Consider the following 22,460-nt stretch of genomic DNA (forward strand, 5'->3'; position numbering starts at 1 on the left):
AAAAAGCTCTACATGTTGTAGAGCTTTTTGTTGAATTTGTCGTTTATACGTTGACAAAACTAAGCGGAATATCTGGATTCAACGCTTCCAACGTTGATTGCGTATCGGCTAAATGACTGATCTTACCTTCTGAGTTCTCTACCAATGCAGCGGCTTTGATGCTGTCAAAGATTTCACCCGCAAGTAAAACTTGGATTAGCGCAACTTGTAGCGGTGGCAAGCTAGGATTAAACGCTGCATTTTCTGCATAAGCGCCTTGGAATACACGACCGCTAGTCATCTCTAATGCTAAACCACTCAAGTTGTTGGTGTATGGAGAGTGGCTCATGTTCATCGCTTCAACTGCAGTTTGGATGAGTGCGTCTTCATCATCACATGAGAATTGGTGTTTAACTTCTGCCATTAAGCCGGACTCGATACCGAGATCATTTGGTCCAAAGGCTTCAGGCAGGTATTCATGAAGTGACTTTTCTTCGCGTTCTGGGAGCTGGATTTTAAGCTCGTTTGCGGTAGATAACTCATTCATGAACTGGCGGCAGTGACCACATGGGCTGAAGTTGATAGTGATATCCTTAACACCACGTTCGCCTTTCATCCAAGCATGGCTAATCGCAGACTGCTCTGCGTGAACCGTTTGACCCAACTGTACACCAAAGAATTCCATGTTGGCACCGAAGTAAAGGCGACCTGAAAGACCACGAACGATAGCGCCGACATAAAAGTCAGAAAGGGGAGCATAGGAGTACGCTGCGGCAAAAGGAAGTAGCGCAACACGAAGCTCTTTGTCTGATAGACCGGTAGCTGAAAGCAACTGCTCAAATTGTTGAACTGAAAGCGTAGCATCAAAATCATCAGCTTGGATGATAGGAGCAAGTTGTTTGGAAAGTGCTTCTGGAGCGCCTGCTAGCGCCTGTTCAATGCGACTTTTCATGTTGAATCCTTGTTATTGCATGGACAGTTATTCTATGTGAAAGATAGAAATGTTCCGTGCGTTAGATCACGATAAATAATGCAATTGATAATTCTGTTACATAATTAGAGTGAGCTCACACATGTATTCGATTGCACAGGTGTGAAGCGTTATCTCCGTCTCACAATTAACCATATCAGTATATATTCATATGACCAAGGAGCAGGAGTATGTTACCAACGCGACTTTTACCGCTATGCTACTTTATACTTACGTAATCTAGAGCGAGTGGTAGCAGCTAGAATGCTAATGCTATGAATGTATATCTCAGTCAAGTCCCTTCACGATATTACTGGGTGAGTTTGATAGATAAGATAGGGTTTTGAAAAGGGATAAGTAAGAAACGTAAAGGCTACGGCCTGCCGGAAGGAGGGCAGACCAAGAGCGCTTAACTATTGATATAGCCAGACCGCCAAAGCAAAAAAACTTGGAGCCAAAATAGAAGTTATGATCCCACATAAAACCAATGCGAGTGATGAGAACGCGGCATCTATGGGCTGTTTCTCTGCACAAGTAGCGGTGCCTAAGGCATGAGAGACTGTACCCATTGTCAGACCACGTGCAATCGGGTGTTTAATTCCAATTAAGTTGTAAATTGGGTATGCCAAAATCGCGCCCAATAAACCAACAATCAGAACCAAGATCGCCGCAACGGCAGCTTCACCACCGAGGTGACTCGAAATTTCCATTGCTATTGGCGTAGTGACGGATTTACCCACTAGACTTGCGATTAAACTGATATCTGCTTTGAAAGCGACTGCGATCAAGGTGGTTGTCATCATCGACATCACACTGCCTACTGTGCAAGCAAAAGTGATGATTCGCCAGTTTGCTTTAATCTGTGGTAGTTGTTCATATAGCGGGTAAGCCAGAGCAACTACGGCTGGTTGAAGTAAAAAACTGATCCCTTCGTTATCCGCATAATACGTTTCAAACGGTACATTTAAGTAAGTAAGCAAAGGAATGAGCACTGCAATACTGATCAGCAAAGGATTTGCTAGAGGATTATTCACTTTGATTGCGATTTGGCGCGCGACAAGAAAAACCGCAATGGTAACAACTAACCACATATCAGTGCTTCTCCTTTAGCAAGTAGTCCAGCAGCCAAGCGAGGCTGACTAGTACAATGAGTGAGCCTCCAACTGCGCTAGCAATGATAGGGAGGGCATTAGCGAGTAGCATATCGAAATGTTGCATTAATCCCACGCTAATAGGAACGAACAACAAAATCATGTAGCGGATAAATAGCGTGGCGCCCGGTTTGACCCAATCGACCTTTACAAGCCCAAGAGTCATAGAGAAAAACAGTACGAGCATACCGATGACACTTCCTGGGACGGAAACGCCAGTGAACTTTTGAATGGTAATTCCGATGCCAAGTGCCCCCATGATGAGGAAGATTGAAATGAGCAGTTGGATCAGTTGTAAGAATCGTTCTTTAATCATTTTGACAGTATATAAACAACAAGCACACCATAAGGTGCGCTTGTATTAGGAGGAGTTAAGAAGCTAAGCTCTCTACATAACGGTACACGGATTTTAATATCGCAATCTTCTTTTCGTCACTTTCATGTTCGTGAACTAAGTTTTCTAAATTCAGCATGTACTCTTCAATTTGGCTTTCAAACACTTCTCGACAGTGTAATGCCCAGCGTCTTTGTTCTTGCTCGTCTAATGTGCCTGGGAAGTTACGCGCACGATAGCGGAACAATAGAGGTTTAATGCGCTTGTCATCAAATTCAATGTCCAATGCGGCAAGATTGTTCGGGTCGGTTTCTCGAATGATATCCATGGCTGCGCGATCGGCCGGAGAGAAGAATCCGTCGTAAAGTTGAGTGTCCACATCATCGCTTTTTTCAAATTGACGTTCGATAGAGAACAAGCCGATTAGTTTTTCTCGAATCTCAGGGTGCTGGCGAAGTATTGCCAAATTATCGAGACACTTCTGACGATCAATGCCGATGTTTTCTGCGTTTTCCGCCGTTAACGTTTTTGCAGGGGCGAGAATAGGGCATTTGTTCAAATGAACTAGTTTAACTGGCACTGGTAGCAATTCACCAAGATCTTCGCGCTTAGTGTAGAGTCTTTCGTGCAGCTCTTCTGCGGATAGCTCAAGAATAGGTTGAGGGTCTTTCGCTAAATCGATGGTGATAACAGCGTTATTATTGGTTGGATGCCAAGCAACAGGCACAATCCAGCTAGTGTACTGACATTCGCGCCCTAGCATGCCTGAAACGTGCATCAACGGTGTCATGTTGACGATGTCGACTAAATCATTGAGCTTGCGCTTTTGGCGCATAGAAAAAAAGTAATCAAACAATTTTGGTTGCGCTGCTTTTACTTTCTTTGCCATTTCGATAGTCGCAATCACATCTGCCATGGCATCGTGCGCGTTACTATGTTCTATGCCGTTAGCCACAGACAAGTGTTCTAATTTAAAGCTAGTGAAGCCATCTTCGTTTTCTGGCCATTCTACGCCTTCTGGGCGAAGGGCATGGCACGCGCGTAGTACATCGAGTAAATCCCAACGTGAGTTACCGTTTTGCCAACTCCATGCGTATGGTTCGATAAAGTTGCGATAACAAGTATAACGGGTCACTTCGTCATCAAAGCGAATGCTGTTGTAGCCTAAACTGGTGGTATTTGGTCTCGCGAGTTCAGTGTGAATCTTAGCGATAAACTCTGGCTCAGAAAGGCCTTCTTGAACCGTTTTTTGCGGAGTAATACCAGTAATAAGCGCAGCTTCAGGAGACGGAAGATAATCAGCCGGTGGTTGACAGTACATGACTAAAGGCTCGCCGATGATATTAAAGTTTTCATCTGTACGAACACCAGCAAACTGGCTTGGGCGATCTTTCGCGGGGTTGGTTCCCCATGTCTCATAATCAAAGAAGAAAAAAGTGGGCTGATTATCTTGGTGCATTCTGCTTACCGTTTACAAAACCGATGACAGTATTAGACCATTCAACGCCTTGACTAGCAACGAAAGATGCAAGTTGAATTTTTGAAAATGAAAAAAGCCGATGGCGAACCATCGGCTTGATATTTTATGTTTTATCGCTTTGGAAGGAATTTGAGTTCTATGCTCGTGTTTCTTCCAATGTTGCTTCACTTTCTGGTGACTTCAGCACTCGGCTAGCAATTGTACCCGCAGTCATTGAGCCTGAAACGTTTAGTGCGGTACGTGCCATGTCAATCAGTGGTTCAATAGAGATAAGCAGTGCCGCGATGGTCACAGGTAAGCCCATTGCAGGAAGAACAATCAAGGCTGCAAACGTCGCACCGCCGCCGACACCTGCAATACCAAATGAGCTGATGGTGATAATCGCAATCAATGACAGGATAAAGTGTAGATCAAGTGGGTTGATGCCCATTGTCGGAGCTACCATCACTGCAAGCATTGCAGGATAGATACCCGCACAGCCGTTTTGGCCGATAGTGGCACCAAACGATGCTGATAGGTTTGCAATCGCTGGTGGTACGTTAAGCTTCGTGATTTGCGCTTCTACGTTTAGTGGAATTGTTGCTGCTGAGCTACGAGATGTAAACGCGAAGGTCAGTACAGGCCAGATTTTCTTAAAGTATTCCGCAGGGCTAACGCCGACAAAAGAGACTAATACGCCATGAACAACAAACATCAGTGCGATAGCAACATAAGACGCCACAATAAAGCCAAGTAGGTTTAGGATGTCGCCTGCGCTTGATGTCGCTACCACTTTTGCCATCAGTGCTGCGATGCCGTATGGCGTTAGGGCCATGATCATCTTCACTAGTCGCATAACGATAGATTGAGCAGCTTCTACGAAAGTACGAATCGGTGATTCCAACTCTGCTTTTTCCATCATCACTTTACGAGCGGCGATACCAGTTAACACGCCGAAAATCACAACAGCGATAATTGATGTCGAGCGAGCACCTGTTAGATCAGCAAATGGGTTGGTTGGAATGAAGCTAACTAGCATTTGAGGAATAGTTAAGTCACTTACTGTACCGGCACGGCTTTCTAAAACGGCGATACGAGCGGTTTCACGCGCACCTTCAGTTAACCCTTCTGCTGACAGGCCAAATGTCGTTGTCACCAAAATACCGATAATTGCAGCAATTGCAGTCGTTACTAGAAGAACAGAGATGGTCAGGCCAGAAATTTTACCTAAAGATCCACCTTTCTCCAACTTAACAACTGCAGAGATCATCGATACCAATACTAGTGGCATGATGACCATTTTCAGTAGACCAACGTAGCCACTGCCTACAATGCCTACCCATTCAAGTGTTTGAGCAATTGCGCTGTTGCCTTCACCGTGAATGAGTTGCAAAGCAAGACCAAAAAGAGAACCGGTAACAAGACCGATCAAAACGAGACGTGAAAGAGTGTGTTTCTTTTGTTGCTGATTAAATAGAAAGAACAATATTCCAACAAAGACGGCTAGAGAGGCTATCACTGCAAAATTCATAATTTGACCTTATCAACCAGCCGAAGTGGCGGTTGTTTTTTATATGGGGTTTTATACGGATTTATTTATGGAGCGTAAGATAACGCTCGTGATATAACTTTAAAAATGACAAACGGGTATTAGCTAGATCTAAAATGAATATAAAAACGAGATCTAAGTCGCGTGAGAGTGTGAATTAGCACGTTAATTGTACAAAATGGTTATTCGTAGTGATGCAGTAATTCACGCATTTCTTTCCTTTGTAAGTAAACCACCGAGTCTTCTTGATAACTGAAAAGTTGATAAATCATCGCTTTGGCGACATCTTCTGCTCGAATAGGTAAAAAGTTGGACAGTTTGCCTAGCATAAGTGGGCGAATTACCTTAAACAGAGTTTGTACTAACTTCTCGTCCATTCTTGGGTTTTGACGTTGACCAACAAGCGGGCCTGGGCGAACAAATACGATTTCCTCAAAATCCATAGCTTCGATTCGTTGTTCCATTTGTCCTTTACAAGCTAAGTAATGGGATGGCGATTTACTATTTGCACCGAGGCTAGAAACAACCGCAAGGCGTTTGACTCCGATTGTTTTCATTTGTTGGGCGACTTTGCACACCAGATCAACATCTACTCTACGCAAATTATCCTTACTGCCTGCTTGCTTAAGGGTCGTGCCTAAACAGATAAAGCCGATGGTTGGTGTTGGTTGGTTCTCATCCCATTGGTGGATAGAAAGGTCTGCATCAATGAGAGGAATAAGCTTGTTGTCCACATCTAGGACGCCATCGAGTGGGCGGCGAGAAAGATAATATAATGTTCCAACACCTGATTGATTTATGAGGTTTGCAATGACTTTTGAGCCTACTAAGCCAGTTGCACCGGCGATGATTGCGCAGGTGTTGTTATCCATATCTTTTCTCCTATATGGGAACATAGTCTAAGCTATTGTAGCGGATTTCAACGAGTTACTTATAATCTCGTGCAAGAAAGGTGAGACGCTCTGCGAACTCGGCAGACTATCCTGAGATAAACTTGATTAGCGCTGCCCCAATTGGATGCAAGTGTATACAATAGTGGGCGCGCAAAAACTGTCGCTGAACAAGACCTCTTGAACAACAGAACACCTCTCACCCAGACAACATCAAAGGAACGTAAAAAATGGATGACTCTTTTGCTGCGGAGATACAAGCACGCATAGATAACAAAACCAAACCCGTCGGTTCTTTAGGCTTATTGGAAAAGGTGGCACTGCAGTTAGCTCTTATTCAAAGTCAGAATAAACCTCAGCCAGTTGATTCCATCGCTATCTGCAAACCGAGCATGCTGGTATTTGCTGGAGATCACGGCGTTGCAGAGGAGGGTGTGAGCATTGCGCCAAGCGAAGTCACTCAGCAAATGGTGGCTAACTTTCTCGCTGGCGGCGCAGCCATCAACTGTTTTTGCGACATTAATGGCATTCAACTCAAAGTAATAGATTGCGGCATGTTGGCTCCTATTGATGTGCTGGTTCCAGAATTTAAATCCCATCCCAACTTGGTTGAACAACGGTTGGGTAACGGTACGGCTAATTTTTCTAAACAATCCGCGATGTCCCCAGAACAAGTGGCGTTAGGTTTAGAATATGGTGCGAAGATTGCTGAGCATACCATTTTGCATGGTTCAAACCTCTTAATGTTCGGCGAGATGGGCATCGGTAATACCAGTTCGGCCTCAGCACTGTTATCGGCGCTGAGCTCATTAGATATTGATTATTGTGTTGGCGTTGGCACCGGAATCAATCAACAGCAGTTGAGCCGCAAATATAAACTGGTAGCACAGGGGGTAAACCGATGTCGAGGTCTTGATACCAAAGCGATTCTCGCACAGGTTGGGGGTTTTGAAATCGTACAAATGGTGGGCGCTTTTTTAGAAGCCAAGCGGCTTAAAACTCCAGTTTTAGTGGATGGGTTTATCGTATCGGTAGCGGCTTATATTGCGACGTTGTTAGACGAAGAAACGCGTGAATACATGTTGTTTGCCCATCGCTCTGAAGAAAATGGACATAAATTTGTATTGGAACATCTTAAAGCAGAACCGATGCTCGACCTTGGTTTACGGCTAGGGGAGGGAACAGGAGCCGCTCTTGCCTTACCCTTGTTAAAAGCTGCCGCTCAGTTTTACAACAAAATGGCGAGCTTCGAGAGTGCAGGAGTTACAGTATAGTGTCAGTCCCTGATAATTCTGAGAAAGTCACGCCGTCATCGTTAAGATACCAGTGGGAGTTATTTCTATTAGCTACCAGTTTTTTTAGCCGCTTACCCGTGCCCCAAGCGTTGCCTTACAGTGAAGAACGCATGAATCAGGCAGGCCGTTACTTTGCGTTAGTTGGTCTCGTGCTTGGAGCACTTTGCGCTTTGGTATTCTCGCTCACCTCAATTTTTTTCCCAGAGTCGGTTGCCATAGTATTAACGATGGTGTTTAGCTTATTGTTAACTGGGGCTTTTCACGAAGACGGCTTGACCGATATGGCGGATGGCATTGGCGGTGGCATGACCGTAGAGCGACGCCTCTCTATTATGAAAGACAGTCGTATTGGCACTTATGGTGCCGCCACTCTCATTATGGCGTTATTGGCTAAGTATGTTTTTTGGAGTGAACTGGCTAACTTGCCGCACTTTTGGTTGGTCATTGTCGTCGCTTACACCGCAAGCCGAGCACTAGCAGCGACGCTTATTTATGACATGCCTTATGTCAGTGACAGTGATACGTCGAAAAGTAAACCGCTAGCAAGTCGCCAGTCTTCTCTAGAAGTCTCCATTTTGTTGTTTACTGGTGGCGTAACATTGCTTGTGCTTGGTATCGCGGATGCGATCTTGATATCGCTTGTTCTCGTGGTATTTCGTTTGATGTTCAAACGTTGGTTAATCAAGAGAATTGGCGGCTTTACGGGGGATTGCCTTGGCGCAGCGCAACAGTTGTCGGAACTGCTTATTTATCTCACTATGATTGGGTTGTATCACTCCTCATGAAGCAATTGATACTCGGTGGCGCGCGCTCTGGGAAGTCGCATTTGGCAGAAAAAACAGCTAAGCAATTATCGGTCGCTTCTCAGCGAGCATTACACTATGTTGCAACCGCGCTGCCATTTGACCAAGAAATGCGAGAGCGAATAGCGCATCATCAAAAGCAACGCGGGGGCGAGTGGCAAGAGCATGAATGCCCCCTTCATTTATCTGAGTTACTGACAAATTTCGCTATCACCGATGTTGTATTGATCGACTGTTTAACCTTGTGGCTCAACAATTGGATATTTGAGTTAGGTGATGAATGTTCCAATGAGAAGCTAGAAGCAGAAATTGAAAAGCTTATACAGGTGGTACGTGGCTCAGATGCGACGTTAATATTCGTCTCTAACGAGGTTGGAATGGGCATTGTACCTTTGGGGGCGGTTAGTCGTTATTTTGTGGATAATGCAGGACGGATGAATCAAAAACTAGCCAGTGTTTGCCATCGCGTTACCTTTGTTGCTGCTGGTTTGCCGTTGGTTCTTAAAGAGTAGGATGGAACAAAATGAAAACACTCAATATCTATCTTGTGCGTCATGGAAAAGTAGACGCTCCACCAGGACTCCATGGCCAAACAGATGTAAAAGTTACGCCTGCTGATCAAGAAAGTATTGCTCGGGCTTGGGCTGAGAGTGGACGAGGTGTGGGTGGAATAATTTCTTCTCCACTTTCACGCTGTCAAGAACTGGCAAACATCATTGCTGAACAGCAATTATTACCAGTAATGACGGATGAATCTTTACAAGAGATGGCATTTGGTGATTTTGATGGTATGCCTTTTGATATGCTCACTGAGCAGTGGAAAAAGCTAGATGCTTTTTGGCAATCGCCAGCACAACATACGTTGCCGAATGCTGAGAGCTTAAGCACATTTTCTGAGCGCATATGTCGCGCTTGGTCTCAAATCATCAACGATATCAATGACAATCTCCTTATCGTCACGCATGGTGGCGTCATTCGTATGATTCTTGCTCATGTATTGTAGTTAGATTGGCGTAATCCAAGGTGGTATTCGACGTTGTCGATAGGAAACGCTTCTGTCACGCATATAACAATTACCATAGATGAGCAAATTTACGCCTCGGTGCGTTCGATTGGCGTACCTCTTTTAACTCGTTAACTTATAAATATTAAAATGCCCAGAACGATATTGCTTACGGGCATAGTCACGGAAGATGTCAGTGGAAGCCCATCTGCTAGGTGCAGGAAGCGAAAATTGACTCAGTTACATAAAAAGGAAATATAGAAATGACAACGCCGAGTTGGGATTTGTCCATCGTTTATAACGACCTTTCTGACCCACGAATTCAAGACGATATTGCTCTGGTGGAACAATGTATTGATCTTTTGAATAAACAATCAGTAGATTGTGGCAACGTAGAGATCATGCAAAATGCGATTTTGACCAATGAAGCTGCGAGTCGTTTAGCGGGTACAGTTGCAAATTTTGCGAGTTGTTATGCTTCTGTTGATGCAACAAACGCCGAAGCGAAATCGTTACTTGGTAAAATGACCCGCATCTTTTCGGAGCTTTCCCAAGCGTTCAGTCCCTTTGATTTGACATTAACTCATGCCGACGAAGAGTTTATCTTGCGCGTGTTAGACCATGAAAATCCTGATATCAGTGGGCAAGCTTTTTCTATCTTGAATTCTAGAAAGTTGGCGGATACTCGTCTTAGCAACGCAGAAGAACAGTTACTGGCTGCGATGAGTGTGGATGGCAAATCGGCTTGGGGTAACCTATACGATAACCTGACTGGCTCATTGAAAGTGAAGCTTGAGTACACAGATGGTAATAGTGAAGAGCTTGGGTTTTCTCAAGCGGCAAGCATTCTTTATGGTTCTGAATTCGAGCGTCAAGAAGCCGCGTGGCGAGGCGTACAAGATGCAATGCAAACGCACCAAGAATCATTCGCTGCGATTTTGAATGCGTTAGCAGGATGGCGCTTAACTGAAAACAAAAAGCGTTCTACGAAGCGTGAAGTTCACTTCCTAGAGCCGAGTTTGCATGGTAGCCGAATCCAAGCTGAAACTTTAAATGCGATGATGACAGTAGCCAAAGACAGTCGAGCTATTGGTCAGAAAGCAGGTTTATTGATGGCGCAAGTACATGGTCTGGATGAGATGAAACCTTGGAATCATCTGGCGGCTATGCCTGCTTTGAGCGGTGAAGCGAAGGTTTACGATTTTGATGAAGCGATTGAGGTTATTTGTGAAGCATTTGAAACAGTAAACCCTGAGATGTCGGAGTTTGTCCGTTTGATGGTACAAAATGGTTGGATTGATGCCGCGCCAAATGCTAACAAGCGTCTTGGCGCATACTGCACCAAACTGCCAGCAACGCGAACACCACTTGTGTTTATGACTTGGAGTGGCAGCCGTTCAGACCTTATGACTCTGGCACATGAACTTGGCCATGCGTTCCATAACTGGGTTATTCGTGATTTGCCACTTTGCCAAACTTACTACCCAATGACGTTAGCAGAAACCGCCTCTATCTTTGCAGAAAACATCGTTCGTGATCATTTGATTTCGAAAGCGGAGAGCGTTGATGAAAAGCTCGAAATGTTGTGGGAAGAGTTGTCATCTGCGCTAGCTTTAATGATCAACATTCCGGTTCGCTATGAGTTTGAAAAATCGTTCTATGAACGCCGCCAGGATGGAGAGTTAACCGCAGATGAATTCTGTGAGTTGATGTCAGAAACTTGGAAAGAATGGTATGGCGACGTAATGAGCGAACCGGATCCGTACTTCTGGGCAAGCAAGCTGCACTTTTCTATTGATAGCGTGAGCTTTTATAACTACCCATACCTATTTGGTTTCTTGTTTAGCAAGGGTATCTATGCACAGCGAGAAACCAAAGGCGAAGCGTTTTACACCGATTACATCAATTTGCTGCGCGATACAGGCTGCATGATGGCGGAAGATGTCGTTGAAAAGCATCTGTCGATGGATTTAACCCAGCCAACGTTTTGGCAGCAGAGTGTTGAGCTAGTGCGTGAAAAAGTCGATGAGTTTGAGCGTTTGCTCGCACAGCGCGGCTAAGTTTTTCGCAGTGTTGATGCATAATCTGCTTTATAGCTACAAAAATTTGATCAAATCATAATGATCTTCATCAGGGCTGTGGTAAAGTTCACAGCCCTAACACTTTGTAATTGTTTGAAAATTAAACGCCTCAATGCTTGATTTGAGTGCCTGGCGCGAAAAGGCATCGGATTTTCGAGGGAAATAGTGATTTCTACTCATAAGTGAGATCGCAGCAACAAAAATCCTTTGTACAATTTATTAACATATCCGCCGTGCTATTAAGGAGTAACGCATGACGAAGTCTCTCTTTCGCCAATCGTTTTTAACTGACACGTTAGATGTTCATATTGATGTTGCACCAGCGGAGCAGGTGCTTTCTAACGGTGTAAAACTTAAACTCTATCAGCGTGGTGTATTAGAAGTAATCCCTGCGAATTATACTCAGGATACGAAGAACATCATCATCTCTTGTGGGGTTCACGGAGATGAAACCGCACCGATGGAGCTGGTGGATTCCATTATTCAAGACATAGAATCTGGGTTCCAGACGGTCGATACCCGTTGTCTGTTCATTATTGCTCACCCAGAATCCACTCTGGCGCACACGCGATTCCTTGAAGAAAACCTCAACCGTCTGTTTGACGAAAAAGAACACAAACAGACAAAAGAGCTTGTTATCGCCGATACGCTTAAGCTGCTTGTTCGAGATTTTTATCAGGATACCGACCCGACAACACGCTGGCACCTTGATTTACACTGCGCGATTAGAGGCTCGAAGCACTATACGTTTGCAGTAAGTCCTAAGACTCGTCATCCTGTGCGCAGCAAAGCATTGATCGATTTCTTGGACAGTGCACACATTGAAGCAGTGCTCCTGTCAAACTCACCATCGAGCACGTTTAGCTGGTACAGTGCCGAGAACTTTGGTGCGCAGGCTCTCACAATGGAGCTTGGCCGTGTGGCTCGTATCGGTGAAAATGACCTCGATAAACTGACCGCGTTTGATTTGTCTTTACGTAATTTGATTGCGGAAACGAAGCCAGAACACCTACCAAAACCATGCATTAAGTATCGCGTAAGTCGCACAATCGTTCGTTTGAACGAAGACTTTGACTTTATGTTCGACGACAATGTTGAAAACTTCACCTCATTTGTTCACGGCGAAGTGTTTGGTCATGATGGCGACAAACCATTAATGGCGAAGAATGAAAACGAAGCGATTGTCTTCCCGAATCGCCACGTCGCAATAGGTCAACGCGCAGCTCTGATGGTTTGTGAAGTGAAAACCCGTTTTGAAGAGGGTGAGTTGGTTTACGATTAATCCAACATTGCTTTGAGAAGTTAATTGCAATTTACCGAGGCTTAACTGTAAGGTTAAGCCTCGTTTGTTTGTATCGGCTGCTATGGATTTTCAACAACTTATCCTGAACAAGGAGCGACGCTGGCAACGTAACCTGATGGTTATGTCGATCGTGCTCGCTGTACTCTCTGCCATTCACTTGATGGTCGGAGAAATTTTCCTTTCTCCTTTTCAATCCTTATCTGCATTTGAACAGAAGTTATTGGTGGACTTGCGTTTACCGAGGTTAGTGTCTGCGGCAATTATTGGTGCTGCGTTAGCGGTATCTGGCGCGACGTTACAAGTGTTGCTTGGGAACGTGTTGGCTGAACCCGGCGTACTCGGTATATCTGGTGGTGCAAGCTTAGCAATGGTCTTAATCATGTTCGCGTCACCTGTTCTTCCTACCCCGATTGTTTTTATGTTGGCAGCGATTGCAGGCTCGATGGTATTCACGTTTGTTTTGGTGGCGATAGCAAGGGCAATGCACCTGACGACGGCTCGATTGCTTTTGGTTGGGGTCGCATTGGGTATTTTATCGAGCGCGATTGTGACCTGGGCATTTTACTTTAGTGATGATCTCAGTTTACGCCAACTGATGTATTGGTTAATGGGCAGTATTGGCGGTGCAAGTTGGTATCAACATACCGTTACTTTGGTGATGTTACCGGTGCTTATCTGGTTATGTTGTAAAGGCAAGTCGCTTGATAAATTGATGCTGGGTGAGATTCATGCGACCCAATTGGGTGTCGATGTGCATCAAATGCGTTGGAAATTGATCCTCGCCATTTCTGTTTTGGTGGGTAGTTCAGTCGCTTTGGGTGGCATCATCAGTTTTGTTGGTTTGGTGGTGCCGCACTTGTTGCGTTTGGCTTTTGGTACGGAAAACCGTTATTTATTGCCACTTTCTGCAATATCTGGTGCTGCGTTGCTTGTATTTGCTGACATCGGCGCAAGACTGTTATTGGACTCCGCAGAGTTACCTTTAGGTGTCATGACAACATCGATTGGCGCACCTATTTTCATCTGGATGCTGGTGAAGAGTCATGATGCACGTTAAACATATGTCGGTTGGTAGTCGATTATTGCCTCTTTCTTTTGAATGCAAAGCTGGCGAAATCGTACATATCGTTGGGCCTAATGGTTCCGGTAAGAGTACTTTATTGGCTGCGATTTCTGGTACGTTAAGTCACCGAGACGGTATGAGTGGTGAAGTGTACGTTGGCAACAAAAACTTGCTTACTTTACCGTTGTCAGAGCAAGCTCATGTTCGAGGTTATTTGTGTCAGCAATCGCGCCCAGCGTTTAATGTTGATGTGTTTCAGTATCTCGCTTTATCTCTGCCAAGTGGTGCTGAGATTGCGGATATCAAAGTGCGTGATGCCGTCAATATGGTGGTGGAGCTGGTACAACTGCAAGATAAGCTTCATCGCAGTATTCAAACATTATCCGGTGGTGAGTGGCAGCGTGTCCGATTAGCAGGTGTATGTTTGCAGGTGTGGCGTACCATTAATCCTTTTTCGCAGTTTTTAATTTTGGATGAGCCAGCAGCACCGTTAGATATTGCGCAAGAGGGTCTGCTCTATCAATTGATTAACGCTATGGCGGCGCAGGGAATTGGAGTATTAGTTGCTAATCACGATCTCAATCGCACATTAAAGCACGCAGATAAAGTATTGCTGCTTAACAACGGTGTGCTGCACTCATCAGGAAGTGCCGATACTGTGCTAACGGAAGAAGCTCTCGGGGAAGTGTTCAATACTCAAGTCAAAAAGGTCATCGTAGATGAGCAACCTTATTTAATCTTTGATTAGTATTTAGGGACAATAAAAAAACGACCTACTTGAGGTCGTTTTTTTTAATCGAGATAGCCAAACTCAACGCTTATTGAGTTAACGGTTTTAGATCTGCAGGGCGGTAGTAAACAGATTTGAGTACTTTGCCTTTACGAATGGTTTTACCTTCCGATACGAAATCTTCGGCGCATTTCGCGATGATGTATTCACCTTTCTGCACCGCCATCAACTTGATGCCTTGTTCTGCGTAGAATGCTTCTGTTTCTGAGTACTCTTGCTCGTTACGGCATACTTTGCTCATGTTGCTTGAATGTACTTCATCCCAGCAAGGAATAAACTCGATACCACGGTTTACCGCAACGTTTAATAGAAGATCAATTAAGTAGCTGATCGCCAGGTTGTCTTCTACTTTGCTGTGGCCAAGATGAACGAGACGGCCCATTAATACATACACGCTGTCTACGATGGCATCTGCTTGCTCAGTTTTACAATCTGCTTCTGCTAGCTCTGTTAGCTCTTCGATCGCCAAAGAGGTGTGTAGTGTGTCTGCTTGCGTATCAAGGCTTGCAGCGTCTGCGACTGGTAAGTCGAAGGTACTACGGAACTCGGTGATATCACGGTATAAGTGATCAAAAATCTCTTGGGTTAGCTTTGACAGTTGCATTCTAATTTCCATTGAATCGATTGAAGCGGCAATGATACCAAACCGCACTTTGAACCCCAAGGGCATTGCATCTAACTGGTGATAAATCTGCCTTTGGGAATGGTGGTGCTTAACGAAATAGGTAAGGGAACAGCTTTTTACGTTCTTCCTCTGAAAGGGCGGAAACACGAGCGATGTTCGTATCGGGAATGGATTCAGGATCAGGATAGTGTTTTAGTACCTTTTCCATACTCTCTTCGCGAATCAAATGGAAGATCGGGTAAGGAGAACGATTGGTCAGGTTTTCGTCGTCTTCAGGCCTTGCGCCGCCAAAACAGTAATCAGGATGGAAAGTCGCTACTTGGAAAATACCTTCCCAGTTTTGCTGCTTAATTAATCCTTCAACCCAATCTATGCAAAAGTTGTAGTCCCAGAAATCTTGTAGCATGTTGGGAACCACAACCAACGTGGTCTCAAGTTGTTCGGGCTCTGTGTTACTCAGCTCAATCAGTTGCAATAAAATATCTTCAAGAAGCGTTTCTTCTTGAGTCGCTTCACTAACAAAGATTTTGATTTGTTTATTACGTTGCGGCTTGGCAGCAAACGGACAAAGGTTGAGACCGATTACTACATCGTTGAGCCATTGATCGACCTGTTGAGTGATCGCTTCGATATCTGTGTTTTGTGTTGAACGCGTTGACATACGACTTTCTGGTTTTTATTAAAGTAGCGCAAGCATAGCAGAGTTGGTTATCCAAGTAACCAGAGAGGTATTACGTAAATGAGCGTACCTTAGCTACTCTTTAAACTCGCAGTGTCAGGTGTTTGGTCAGTATGCTTTCTTTCGGCAATGTGTTTCAAATACGCAATTGCAGCAAACATTGCTAGGTAGACTGCGCTTCCCCCCATAAGAACACTCGACCAACCTCCATGCTGCCAACAATAAAGAAGTAAGAATCCTCCTAAGCTACCGCCTACGTAGTAGTGTACTAAGTAGAGCGCTGTCGCGGTGGCTTTGGCACGAGTGGCATTCTGACCGACCCATCCGTAGGCGAGGGTATGAGTAAAGAAGGCACCAAAACTTATCAACAACAATCCAAATAGCATTGCAGTCAAGCTTTCAACCGCCGCAATCCACATCCCCGTCATGCTCACTATCGCGCCTAAGAACATACCGAGGATTGATGAATAACGTTTACTCCAGTGGCCTGCGCAACGAGAGGAGAAAGTCCCTCCCAAGTAACAAATAAAGATCAGTGAGGCCAACCCGACGGGCACATTGTGAGGTTCACTCACCAGACGGAAACCCATGACGGAGTAAAGGTTGACGAACAAAGCAAAGTTGAGTCCTCCTATCAGCATCGCGAACCACACGCGTTGGTTTTTAAAATGACCAATAAGCGCACGATTTTGATGGCGCAAGCTGCTTGATGACGGGGTGAAGTTGCGCTGTGTTGGCAATAAATAGTGAACGCCAATGACACCAAGAAGAGTGAACACCATCATAACTTCTATGGCGACATCAACACTGAAATTGTCCGCCAATAAGCCGCCGCTAATACGCCCTGCAATACCGCCTAATGAGTTAGCCGCAATGTACGTTCCAATTGCCATCGAGAAAGCGTGCTTGTCGAGCTCTTCTGCCATGTAAGCCACGGCGACCGCAGCAAAAGCTGCGAGCGCGACACCGATCAGTGCTCGACATACCACCAAAAACAGAAATGAGTCACCAAACAGCATCAAAGCGGAAAGGGTAGGAATCGAAAACAGACCAGCCATCATGACTGGCTTTCGTCCCACTGATTCTGACAACACAGCCATTGGAACGAGGCTAAAAGAGAGAGCGAGTGTTGAGGCCGCAAATAACCAGTTCACTTGCGTTTCTGAGATCGTGAAAATTTGGGCAAAAGTGGGCAGCATTGGCTGTAGTAGGTATAAATTTGAAAAAACCAAGAAGGAACCAAGCGCTAGCGAGAGCGTAATGCGTTTGTATTCCGGTGTGCCAAAACTGACCATGAATCCTGCCTAATGTGAGCAAATGGAGAGACTGTGATCAATCTATCAGTTCGTTATAAATTAAAAAAATATATTAAAAATATGGACACCATATATTTATGATCTAATGGAATCGAAACAACTTAAACATTTTCTGGCGGTCGCTGAACATGGAAATATTACCCATGCGGCGAAAGCCCTGCATATTGCCCAGCCCGCATTAAGCATTTCTATCAAAAAGTTTGAGCAGTCTTTGGGCGTTACCCTATTTCGCCGTGATGATAAAAAAATCAGCTTAACGAAAGAGGGCGAAACGCTACTTATACATGCCAAGCGGGTGATTCAACAGTTGCACGACGCGCAGCTCGCGATTGATGAGTTGAAAGGCTTAGCGAAAGGCGAAGTAAGGCTCGGGACGCCATCAATGATGGGCAGTTATTTCTTTCCACGAATTGTGATGGCGTTTAAAAGCCAATTCCCGGAGTTAAAATTGACCTTGGTCGAAGCTGGGACTCAATCGATTCGTCGTATGCTGCTCAATGGTCAACTCGATATCGGTGTGATCAGTTGTGATAACGTGCCTGATGACCTAGAAACTGACCATTTGTTTACTAGCCAAATGGTCGCAGTTGTTTCACCTGAGCATGAGTTAGCCCAGCGACACGCTCTTACTTTTGATGAGTTCTTTGAACACGATTTGGTTATGTTTCAGCATGGCTATTTTCACCGCGAATTTTTGGATCAGGTGAGTGAGGAGCATGGGTTTACCATGAAGTCATCATTCGAGACCAACTTACTGCCTTTGATTTTGAGTATTGTAAAACAAGAGTTTGCGATTACCGCGTTACTGGAATTGGTGACTCAACATGAGTCGGGCGTTGTTGGCTTACCGTTTGAACCACCAGTTACGCTGGATCTGGCACTTGCTTGGCGCAAGCAGGGGTATTTATCAATAGCAGATCGAACGTTTATCGACTTTATCAAGCGCTACGTTTAAACGCAGCGCAGATTCATCGTCCGAGCACTAGTCGCCTTTGTACATCTTCTCGAAGTTCTTTGGGTTCCAGCCAATCATTACCCGATCACCAATTTTTAAAACTGGCACTGAACGAGCACCAAGCGCATCAAGTTCTTTGCGACCGCGTTGCATCTTAGCATTGCACAAACGATAGTTAATATTTTTCGAATCCAGATAACGTTGAGCATCTTTGCAGTGAGGGCATTTGTCTTTGACGTAAAGGACGACACGTTTCATTGAGTTTCTCTCCATTATCATTGGGAGGCGAAGTTTAACGGCCTTTCACCATAAATGAAAGGCGAAAGCTAAGGTGAAACTGTCCTTTATCTCAGGTATATTGAGCGCCTTTATTTTGTCATAACAGACGTTAACTCTATGCATCCGTCACTTCGATACATTCAAGGCTACCCACAAAACATCGTAGAGCAGGTGAGCTCATTGATAGCGAGTGGCAAGTTTGTTCCTTGGTTCGAAAAGCGTTATCCCGATAGGCACCAAATCAAAAGCGAAAGGGCGCTCTATGAGTACGCCATGGCAATCAAAAATCGCTACATGAAGAAAGCCGCGCCAATCAGTAAAGTTGTCTACGATAAGAAAATTCACGCGGTAAACAATGCGCTTGGTTTGCACAGTGTAATCAGTAGAAACCATGGTGGTAAGCTTAAGTCGAAAAACGAGATTCGCATTGCCAATGTATTTAAAGATGCGCCCGAGCCACTATTAAGAATGCTGGTGGTACATGAGTTGGCACATACTCGTGAGAAAAACCACGACAAGGCGTTCTATCAGTTATGTTGCTGCATGGAGCCTGAGTATCACCAACTCGAATTTGATGCTCGTTTGTTTATGATTTACCTCGATTTAAAAGCGAATTTGAATGAAGAACAATAATCACAACGCGAAGCAAGCAAAGCCAAAGGCTTCAAAGGCGGCTCAGAATACAGACGCGAATAAAGCCAAGCCGAAGCGTGTTAAAGACAAAGTTGCGCGCAAATCCTCGCAGCCTGCAGGAAAGAGCGAAGTCGAGTTCATAAAAATAGCGAAGAATGGTTTGCATGAGCGTAATGTTCATCGAGGTCGTTACGATTTTAAAAAACTCGTGGAAAGTGAACCACAGTTAAAGCCATTCGTTATCAAAAATCCGAAAGGGGAAGACTCCATAAACTTCTCTGATCCTAATGCTGTTAAAATGCTCAATAAAGCATTGCTTGCTGCGTATTATGGTATCGAGTTCTGGGACATTCCCGACACCTACCTTTGCCCACCGATTCCGGGCCGCGCTGATTACATTCACCGAGTGGCAGAACTACTTGATGGTGAAGTAAAAGGTCAGTACGCGCACCAAAAAGTGAAAGCGTTGGACATTGGCGTGGGAGCAAACAGTATTTATCCGATTGTTGGTGTAACAAAATACGGTTGGCACTATACGGGCAGCGATGTCGATCCAAAATCCATCCAATCGGCTCAAACGATCGTAGAGCACAATCGTGTTTTGACGGGAAAAATTGCATTAATACAGCAACACAATGATGCCAATATTTATCGAGGTATCATTCAACCGAATGATCGTTATGATGTGACGACATGTAATCCGCCATTCCACCGTTCGGCGGAAGATGCCGCTATGGGCAGCCAGCGTAAAATCGATAATCTAAAAGCAAACCAGCGTAAGAAAGGGCTAAAATCTCAAACCGCACAAGTAAAGACAAGTAAGCCGGCGTTGAATTTTGGCGGTCAAAACGCTGAATTGTGGTGTGAAGGCGGAGAAGCGGCGTTTATCCGAAAAATGGCGAATGAAAGCCAAGCTTTTGCTGCGCAGGTCTTGTGGTTTACAACACTTATATCCAAAAAAGACAACGTTCGCCCGATGCGCAAGCAGCTTGAAAAATTGGGTGTGAAAGCCATTCGTGTGGTTGAAATGAGTCAAGGACAGAAAGTGAGCCGCTTTGTAGCTTGGTCATACATGGATAAACAACAGCGTAAAGCATGGATTGAATTAAAGTAACATTGACCGTTTCACGCTGAGCAATAAAGTAGAAAGCCCGCTGATATCAGCGGGCTTCTATTTTGGGAGATCTAAAACTTAATGATGGGCTCACAATCTAGTGAACTGAGAGAGACAAAAGTATCTGTTTTGGCATAGTACAAGCCACAGGTTTCACCTCTTATCTGCAACGTATATTGGTCTGGAAGATCCGTATAGCTGCCATCCAACAGTTGATTGTTGTTCCCTTTTACTCGTCCTTTTTCAATCAACAAATGCGGTGAGGATTCAAATACGTTATTTGCGATTCTAGGTGCTGGTGTCCCTTGGATTTCTGCGATCGCGTTTTGAATCTCTATGACTGTTTCCGGAGAGTTCTTTTTACTTAATGCTTCAACGGGTTCTTGTGACATAGCTTGGCATCCTATCAAAGAAATCGAAGTGCCTAAGAAAAGCGCAACCCGAATCAGCATTCGTAAAAAGTTAGTTGATCTCAACATGAATTGCCTCTGTTCGTAGCGGAGAGCGAAGATCGCTTAACTCCGGAGATGAAATGTTACGCGGCATGGCGTTGAAACTTGAAGGGGATACTGGCGGACAGGTTCCTGTTTCCATGTAGTTTAGCGCCGCAGAAAGCATACCTTCAGACGGATCGCCTAACGGTTTTGTTAGGTCGTCATTGACCCAGCAACCTTCCACTCTATTGTTTAAGCCTAGCTCGGTATTGATTTGGCTCTTTGGAGTAGGAATAAAACCATCAGCGAAGTCGCCAAATTTTTTCTCGTTCGCCGACTTGAACTGAATAGTGTAGTACATAGTGCCGCAGTTTTGTTCTGGTGAGAACCCATACGGTTTACCTGTGGTTGTTGAGCCTATTTGGATAACCTCCACATCAATGCCGCGTAAAGCGTTGATTAGCAGTTCACTAGAGGAAGCTGTGCCTCCTGAAGTCAGCACATATACGCGCTTTTTGTTCAGTGTCGGAAGCACTTGGTCCGAATATTTCTGTGCTGCCCAGTCTATTGCTAGATTTGTAAAGCGATAGATGTTATCCCCATCTTTAATGGTACGCATCACTTTGTCATTATGAATCAACTCACTGAAGACTCGGTTCTGACCAGCACCGCTTAGCATGTAGCCTACTTGCGAGGACTGAAGGACTAAACCACCGCCGTTGTAACGTAAATCAACGACGATCTCGTCAACATTCTCTGCTGAGAGCGTACTGAATGCCTCAATAAGCGGGGCTTGAGCGCTTGGTTCAAAGGAGTTGTATTGCAGATAGCCGATCCGCATACCATTGTGTGTAATCACTTTGGCATTTTTAACTGGAGAGGTCATGACATCAGAGGCGGTAAGCGTCACGGTTTTCTCTAGACCGTCAACACTCTCAAATGTGAAGGTGTAATCTTGATTGATGTCAGGGTTAAAGAGCGTTTTGTTAATAAAATCAATGTCGGACTGACTACCGGTGTTAACCACATCAATATTATTGATTTTCAGAAGCTTATCACCACGAGCAATGCCGCTTCTATCAGCTGGCGAGGCTTCTTCATTGTAGGAAATACGAACGTCTCGAGGTTGTACGCCACGTAGGAATGCCCAGTTAAAACCAAATCCAGCAACTAAACCGGATTGCGATGATTTCATATCATCTTCATAAGAGACGGTAAAATGGAAGCGATCTTTCGGTTTACCCGTCGCGGTAGTAGCAGAGGTGACCAGCGTATTGAAGTAATCAGTAACAGTTTTGTAGTTTGCTGGATTATTATCAGGAACCTCGTCATACCATAGATACGTTTCGTTAGTAAAAGCTCTTAAAAAGAGTTTTTCGTGTAATGCAGAGCCCAATTTATCTGGATAGGCGGCATAGTTGTCATATGGGTCCAGTCCGACGCGGGGCGTTTCACATTGGTTGATAAACGTTTTCGACGATTGGCTAAAATCATGAACTTTCCATGTTGGACCGTTTGCACTGCTAGTGGACGGAGTAGGTGATGAGCTATCACCGCCGCCACCGCCACAGCCTTGTAATAATGCGAGAGTGACTGCCGTTGCTAAAGAATACTTAAATTTCACTTTTCTATGTCCTTATAAATAATAGAATTATAATTATGTGTTTTGCTTTTGTTTTTATTAGCTAGGTGAATGTATTAATTTAATTTGTTCGTCTGCAAATTTATAGTTAAATAGTGTGAGGTAAATAACGT

Annotated in this window: 22 protein-coding genes and 1 pseudogene; 11 read left to right on the forward strand and 12 right to left on the reverse strand. The window is 44.6% G+C overall.

The window, feature by feature from the left end; translation table 11 throughout:
- Positions 1–43: 43 nt before the first annotated feature.
- The 6 genes from cdd to R8O70_RS15610 form a co-directional block, all read right to left on the reverse strand.
- Positions 44–931, reverse strand: coding sequence for a cytidine deaminase (gene cdd, locus R8O70_RS15585; RefSeq protein ID WP_318184246.1), 888 nt, complete (start codon positions 929–931; stop codon positions 44–46).
- A gap of 431 nt (positions 932–1,362) precedes the next feature.
- Positions 1,363–2,040: an LrgB family protein gene (locus R8O70_RS15590; protein ID WP_005377888.1), complete on the reverse strand. Its 678-nt coding sequence runs from the start codon at positions 2,038–2,040 to the stop codon at positions 1,363–1,365.
- A 1-nt stretch (position 2,041) separates the two neighbouring features.
- Entirely contained in the window at positions 2,042–2,416 is a 375-nt protein-coding gene (locus R8O70_RS15595; RefSeq protein ID WP_005397786.1) for a CidA/LrgA family protein, read from the reverse strand.
- A gap of 55 nt (positions 2,417–2,471) precedes the next feature.
- Positions 2,472–3,893, reverse strand: coding sequence for an exodeoxyribonuclease I (gene sbcB / locus R8O70_RS15600; RefSeq protein ID WP_104975258.1), 1,422 nt, complete (start codon positions 3,891–3,893; stop codon positions 2,472–2,474).
- A 157-nt stretch (positions 3,894–4,050) separates the two neighbouring features.
- Positions 4,051–5,424: an L-cystine transporter gene (locus R8O70_RS15605; protein WP_193837428.1), complete on the reverse strand. Its 1,374-nt coding sequence runs from the start codon at positions 5,422–5,424 to the stop codon at positions 4,051–4,053.
- Between the two features lie 200 nt (positions 5,425–5,624).
- A complete protein-coding gene (locus R8O70_RS15610; protein ID WP_005377884.1) occupies positions 5,625–6,314 on the reverse strand; it encodes an NAD(P)H-binding protein in 690 nt (229 codons plus the stop codon).
- 248 nt (positions 6,315–6,562) lie between these two features.
- Between R8O70_RS15610 and cobT the strand changes: the two genes are divergently transcribed.
- The 8 genes and pseudogenes from cobT (at position 6,563) to btuD (ending at position 14,628) form a co-directional block, all read left to right on the forward strand.
- Positions 6,563–7,606: a nicotinate-nucleotide--dimethylbenzimidazole phosphoribosyltransferase gene (gene cobT, locus R8O70_RS15615; protein WP_318184247.1), complete on the forward strand. Its 1,044-nt coding sequence runs from the start codon at positions 6,563–6,565 to the stop codon at positions 7,604–7,606.
- Entirely contained in the window at positions 7,606–8,412 is an 807-nt protein-coding gene (locus R8O70_RS15620; RefSeq protein WP_053303161.1) for an adenosylcobinamide-GDP ribazoletransferase, read from the forward strand. Before cobT ends, R8O70_RS15620 begins: the two co-directional genes overlap by 1 nt.
- Positions 8,409–8,942 (forward strand): bifunctional adenosylcobinamide kinase/adenosylcobinamide-phosphate guanylyltransferase, encoded by a 534-nt coding sequence (gene cobU / locus R8O70_RS15625; protein WP_042521941.1) that lies wholly within the window; start codon positions 8,409–8,411, stop codon positions 8,940–8,942. Before R8O70_RS15620 ends, cobU begins: the two co-directional genes overlap by 4 nt.
- A gap of 11 nt (positions 8,943–8,953) precedes the next feature.
- Positions 8,954–9,568, forward strand: a pseudogene (gene cobC, locus R8O70_RS15630) (alpha-ribazole phosphatase).
- A 128-nt stretch (positions 9,569–9,696) separates the two neighbouring features.
- Positions 9,697–11,493 (forward strand): M3 family oligoendopeptidase, encoded by a 1,797-nt coding sequence (locus tag R8O70_RS15635; protein WP_318184248.1) that lies wholly within the window; start codon positions 9,697–9,699, stop codon positions 11,491–11,493.
- A 274-nt stretch (positions 11,494–11,767) separates the two neighbouring features.
- Positions 11,768–12,796 (forward strand): succinylglutamate desuccinylase, encoded by a 1,029-nt coding sequence (locus R8O70_RS15640; RefSeq protein ID WP_005377878.1) that lies wholly within the window; start codon positions 11,768–11,770, stop codon positions 12,794–12,796.
- A gap of 82 nt (positions 12,797–12,878) precedes the next feature.
- Positions 12,879–13,874, forward strand: a complete 996-nt coding sequence (gene btuC, locus R8O70_RS15645; protein WP_042521936.1) for a vitamin B12 ABC transporter permease BtuC — start codon at positions 12,879–12,881, stop codon at positions 13,872–13,874.
- Complete coding sequence (gene btuD, locus R8O70_RS15650) at positions 13,861–14,628, forward strand: vitamin B12 ABC transporter ATP-binding protein BtuD (protein ID WP_017820884.1); 768 nt, start codon at positions 13,861–13,863, stop codon at positions 14,626–14,628. The genes btuC and btuD overlap by 14 nt, the downstream gene beginning before the upstream one ends.
- Positions 14,629–14,698: 70 nt before the next feature.
- Here the strand turns inward: btuD and R8O70_RS15655 are convergent, their stop codons facing one another.
- From R8O70_RS15655 to R8O70_RS15665, 3 genes are all read right to left on the reverse strand, one after another.
- Entirely contained in the window at positions 14,699–15,274 is a 576-nt protein-coding gene (locus R8O70_RS15655) for a nucleoside triphosphate pyrophosphohydrolase family protein (protein WP_005377875.1), read from the reverse strand.
- A 109-nt stretch (positions 15,275–15,383) separates the two neighbouring features.
- Entirely contained in the window at positions 15,384–15,956 is a 573-nt protein-coding gene (locus R8O70_RS15660) for a DUF1415 domain-containing protein (protein WP_017633946.1), read from the reverse strand.
- Positions 15,957–16,045: 89 nt separating this feature from the next.
- On the reverse strand, positions 16,046–17,269 hold the full coding sequence (locus R8O70_RS15665) for an MFS transporter (protein WP_017820886.1): 1,224 nt from the start codon (positions 17,267–17,269) through the stop codon (positions 16,046–16,048).
- 106 nt (positions 17,270–17,375) lie between these two features.
- On the opposite strand from R8O70_RS15665, the gene R8O70_RS15670 reads away from it, so the two are divergent.
- Complete coding sequence (locus R8O70_RS15670) at positions 17,376–18,245, forward strand: LysR family transcriptional regulator (RefSeq protein WP_017820887.1); 870 nt, start codon at positions 17,376–17,378, stop codon at positions 18,243–18,245.
- Between the two features lie 27 nt (positions 18,246–18,272).
- Here R8O70_RS15670 and R8O70_RS15675 read toward each other — a convergent pair whose 3' ends face one another.
- The gene (locus R8O70_RS15675) at positions 18,273–18,503 is read right to left on the reverse strand and encodes a glutaredoxin family protein (protein ID WP_005377871.1); all 231 of its coding nucleotides are present in this window, start codon (positions 18,501–18,503) and stop codon (positions 18,273–18,275) included.
- A 138-nt stretch (positions 18,504–18,641) separates the two neighbouring features.
- On the opposite strand from R8O70_RS15675, the gene R8O70_RS15680 reads away from it, so the two are divergent.
- Both R8O70_RS15680 and rlmF read left to right on the forward strand, forming a co-directional pair.
- Entirely contained in the window at positions 18,642–19,157 is a 516-nt protein-coding gene (locus R8O70_RS15680; protein WP_047100699.1) for a M48 family metallopeptidase, read from the forward strand.
- The gene (rlmF, locus tag R8O70_RS15685) at positions 19,144–20,271 is read left to right on the forward strand and encodes a 23S rRNA (adenine(1618)-N(6))-methyltransferase RlmF (protein ID WP_318184249.1); all 1,128 of its coding nucleotides are present in this window, start codon (positions 19,144–19,146) and stop codon (positions 20,269–20,271) included. Before R8O70_RS15680 ends, rlmF begins: the two co-directional genes overlap by 14 nt.
- Positions 20,272–20,342: 71 nt before the next feature.
- Here rlmF and R8O70_RS15690 read toward each other — a convergent pair whose 3' ends face one another.
- Both R8O70_RS15690 and R8O70_RS15695 read right to left on the reverse strand, forming a co-directional pair.
- The gene (locus tag R8O70_RS15690) at positions 20,343–20,663 is read right to left on the reverse strand and encodes a hypothetical protein (protein WP_005397755.1); all 321 of its coding nucleotides are present in this window, start codon (positions 20,661–20,663) and stop codon (positions 20,343–20,345) included.
- A 70-nt stretch (positions 20,664–20,733) separates the two neighbouring features.
- The gene (locus R8O70_RS15695; protein WP_318184250.1) at positions 20,734–22,329 is read right to left on the reverse strand and encodes a S41 family peptidase; all 1,596 of its coding nucleotides are present in this window, start codon (positions 22,327–22,329) and stop codon (positions 20,734–20,736) included.
- Between the last annotated feature and the right edge of the window lie 131 nt (positions 22,330–22,460).

This window comes from Vibrio sp. 779(2023), from assembly GCF_033344285.1.
GTDB classification, from domain to species: domain Bacteria; phylum Pseudomonadota; class Gammaproteobacteria; order Enterobacterales; family Vibrionaceae; genus Vibrio; species Vibrio alginolyticus.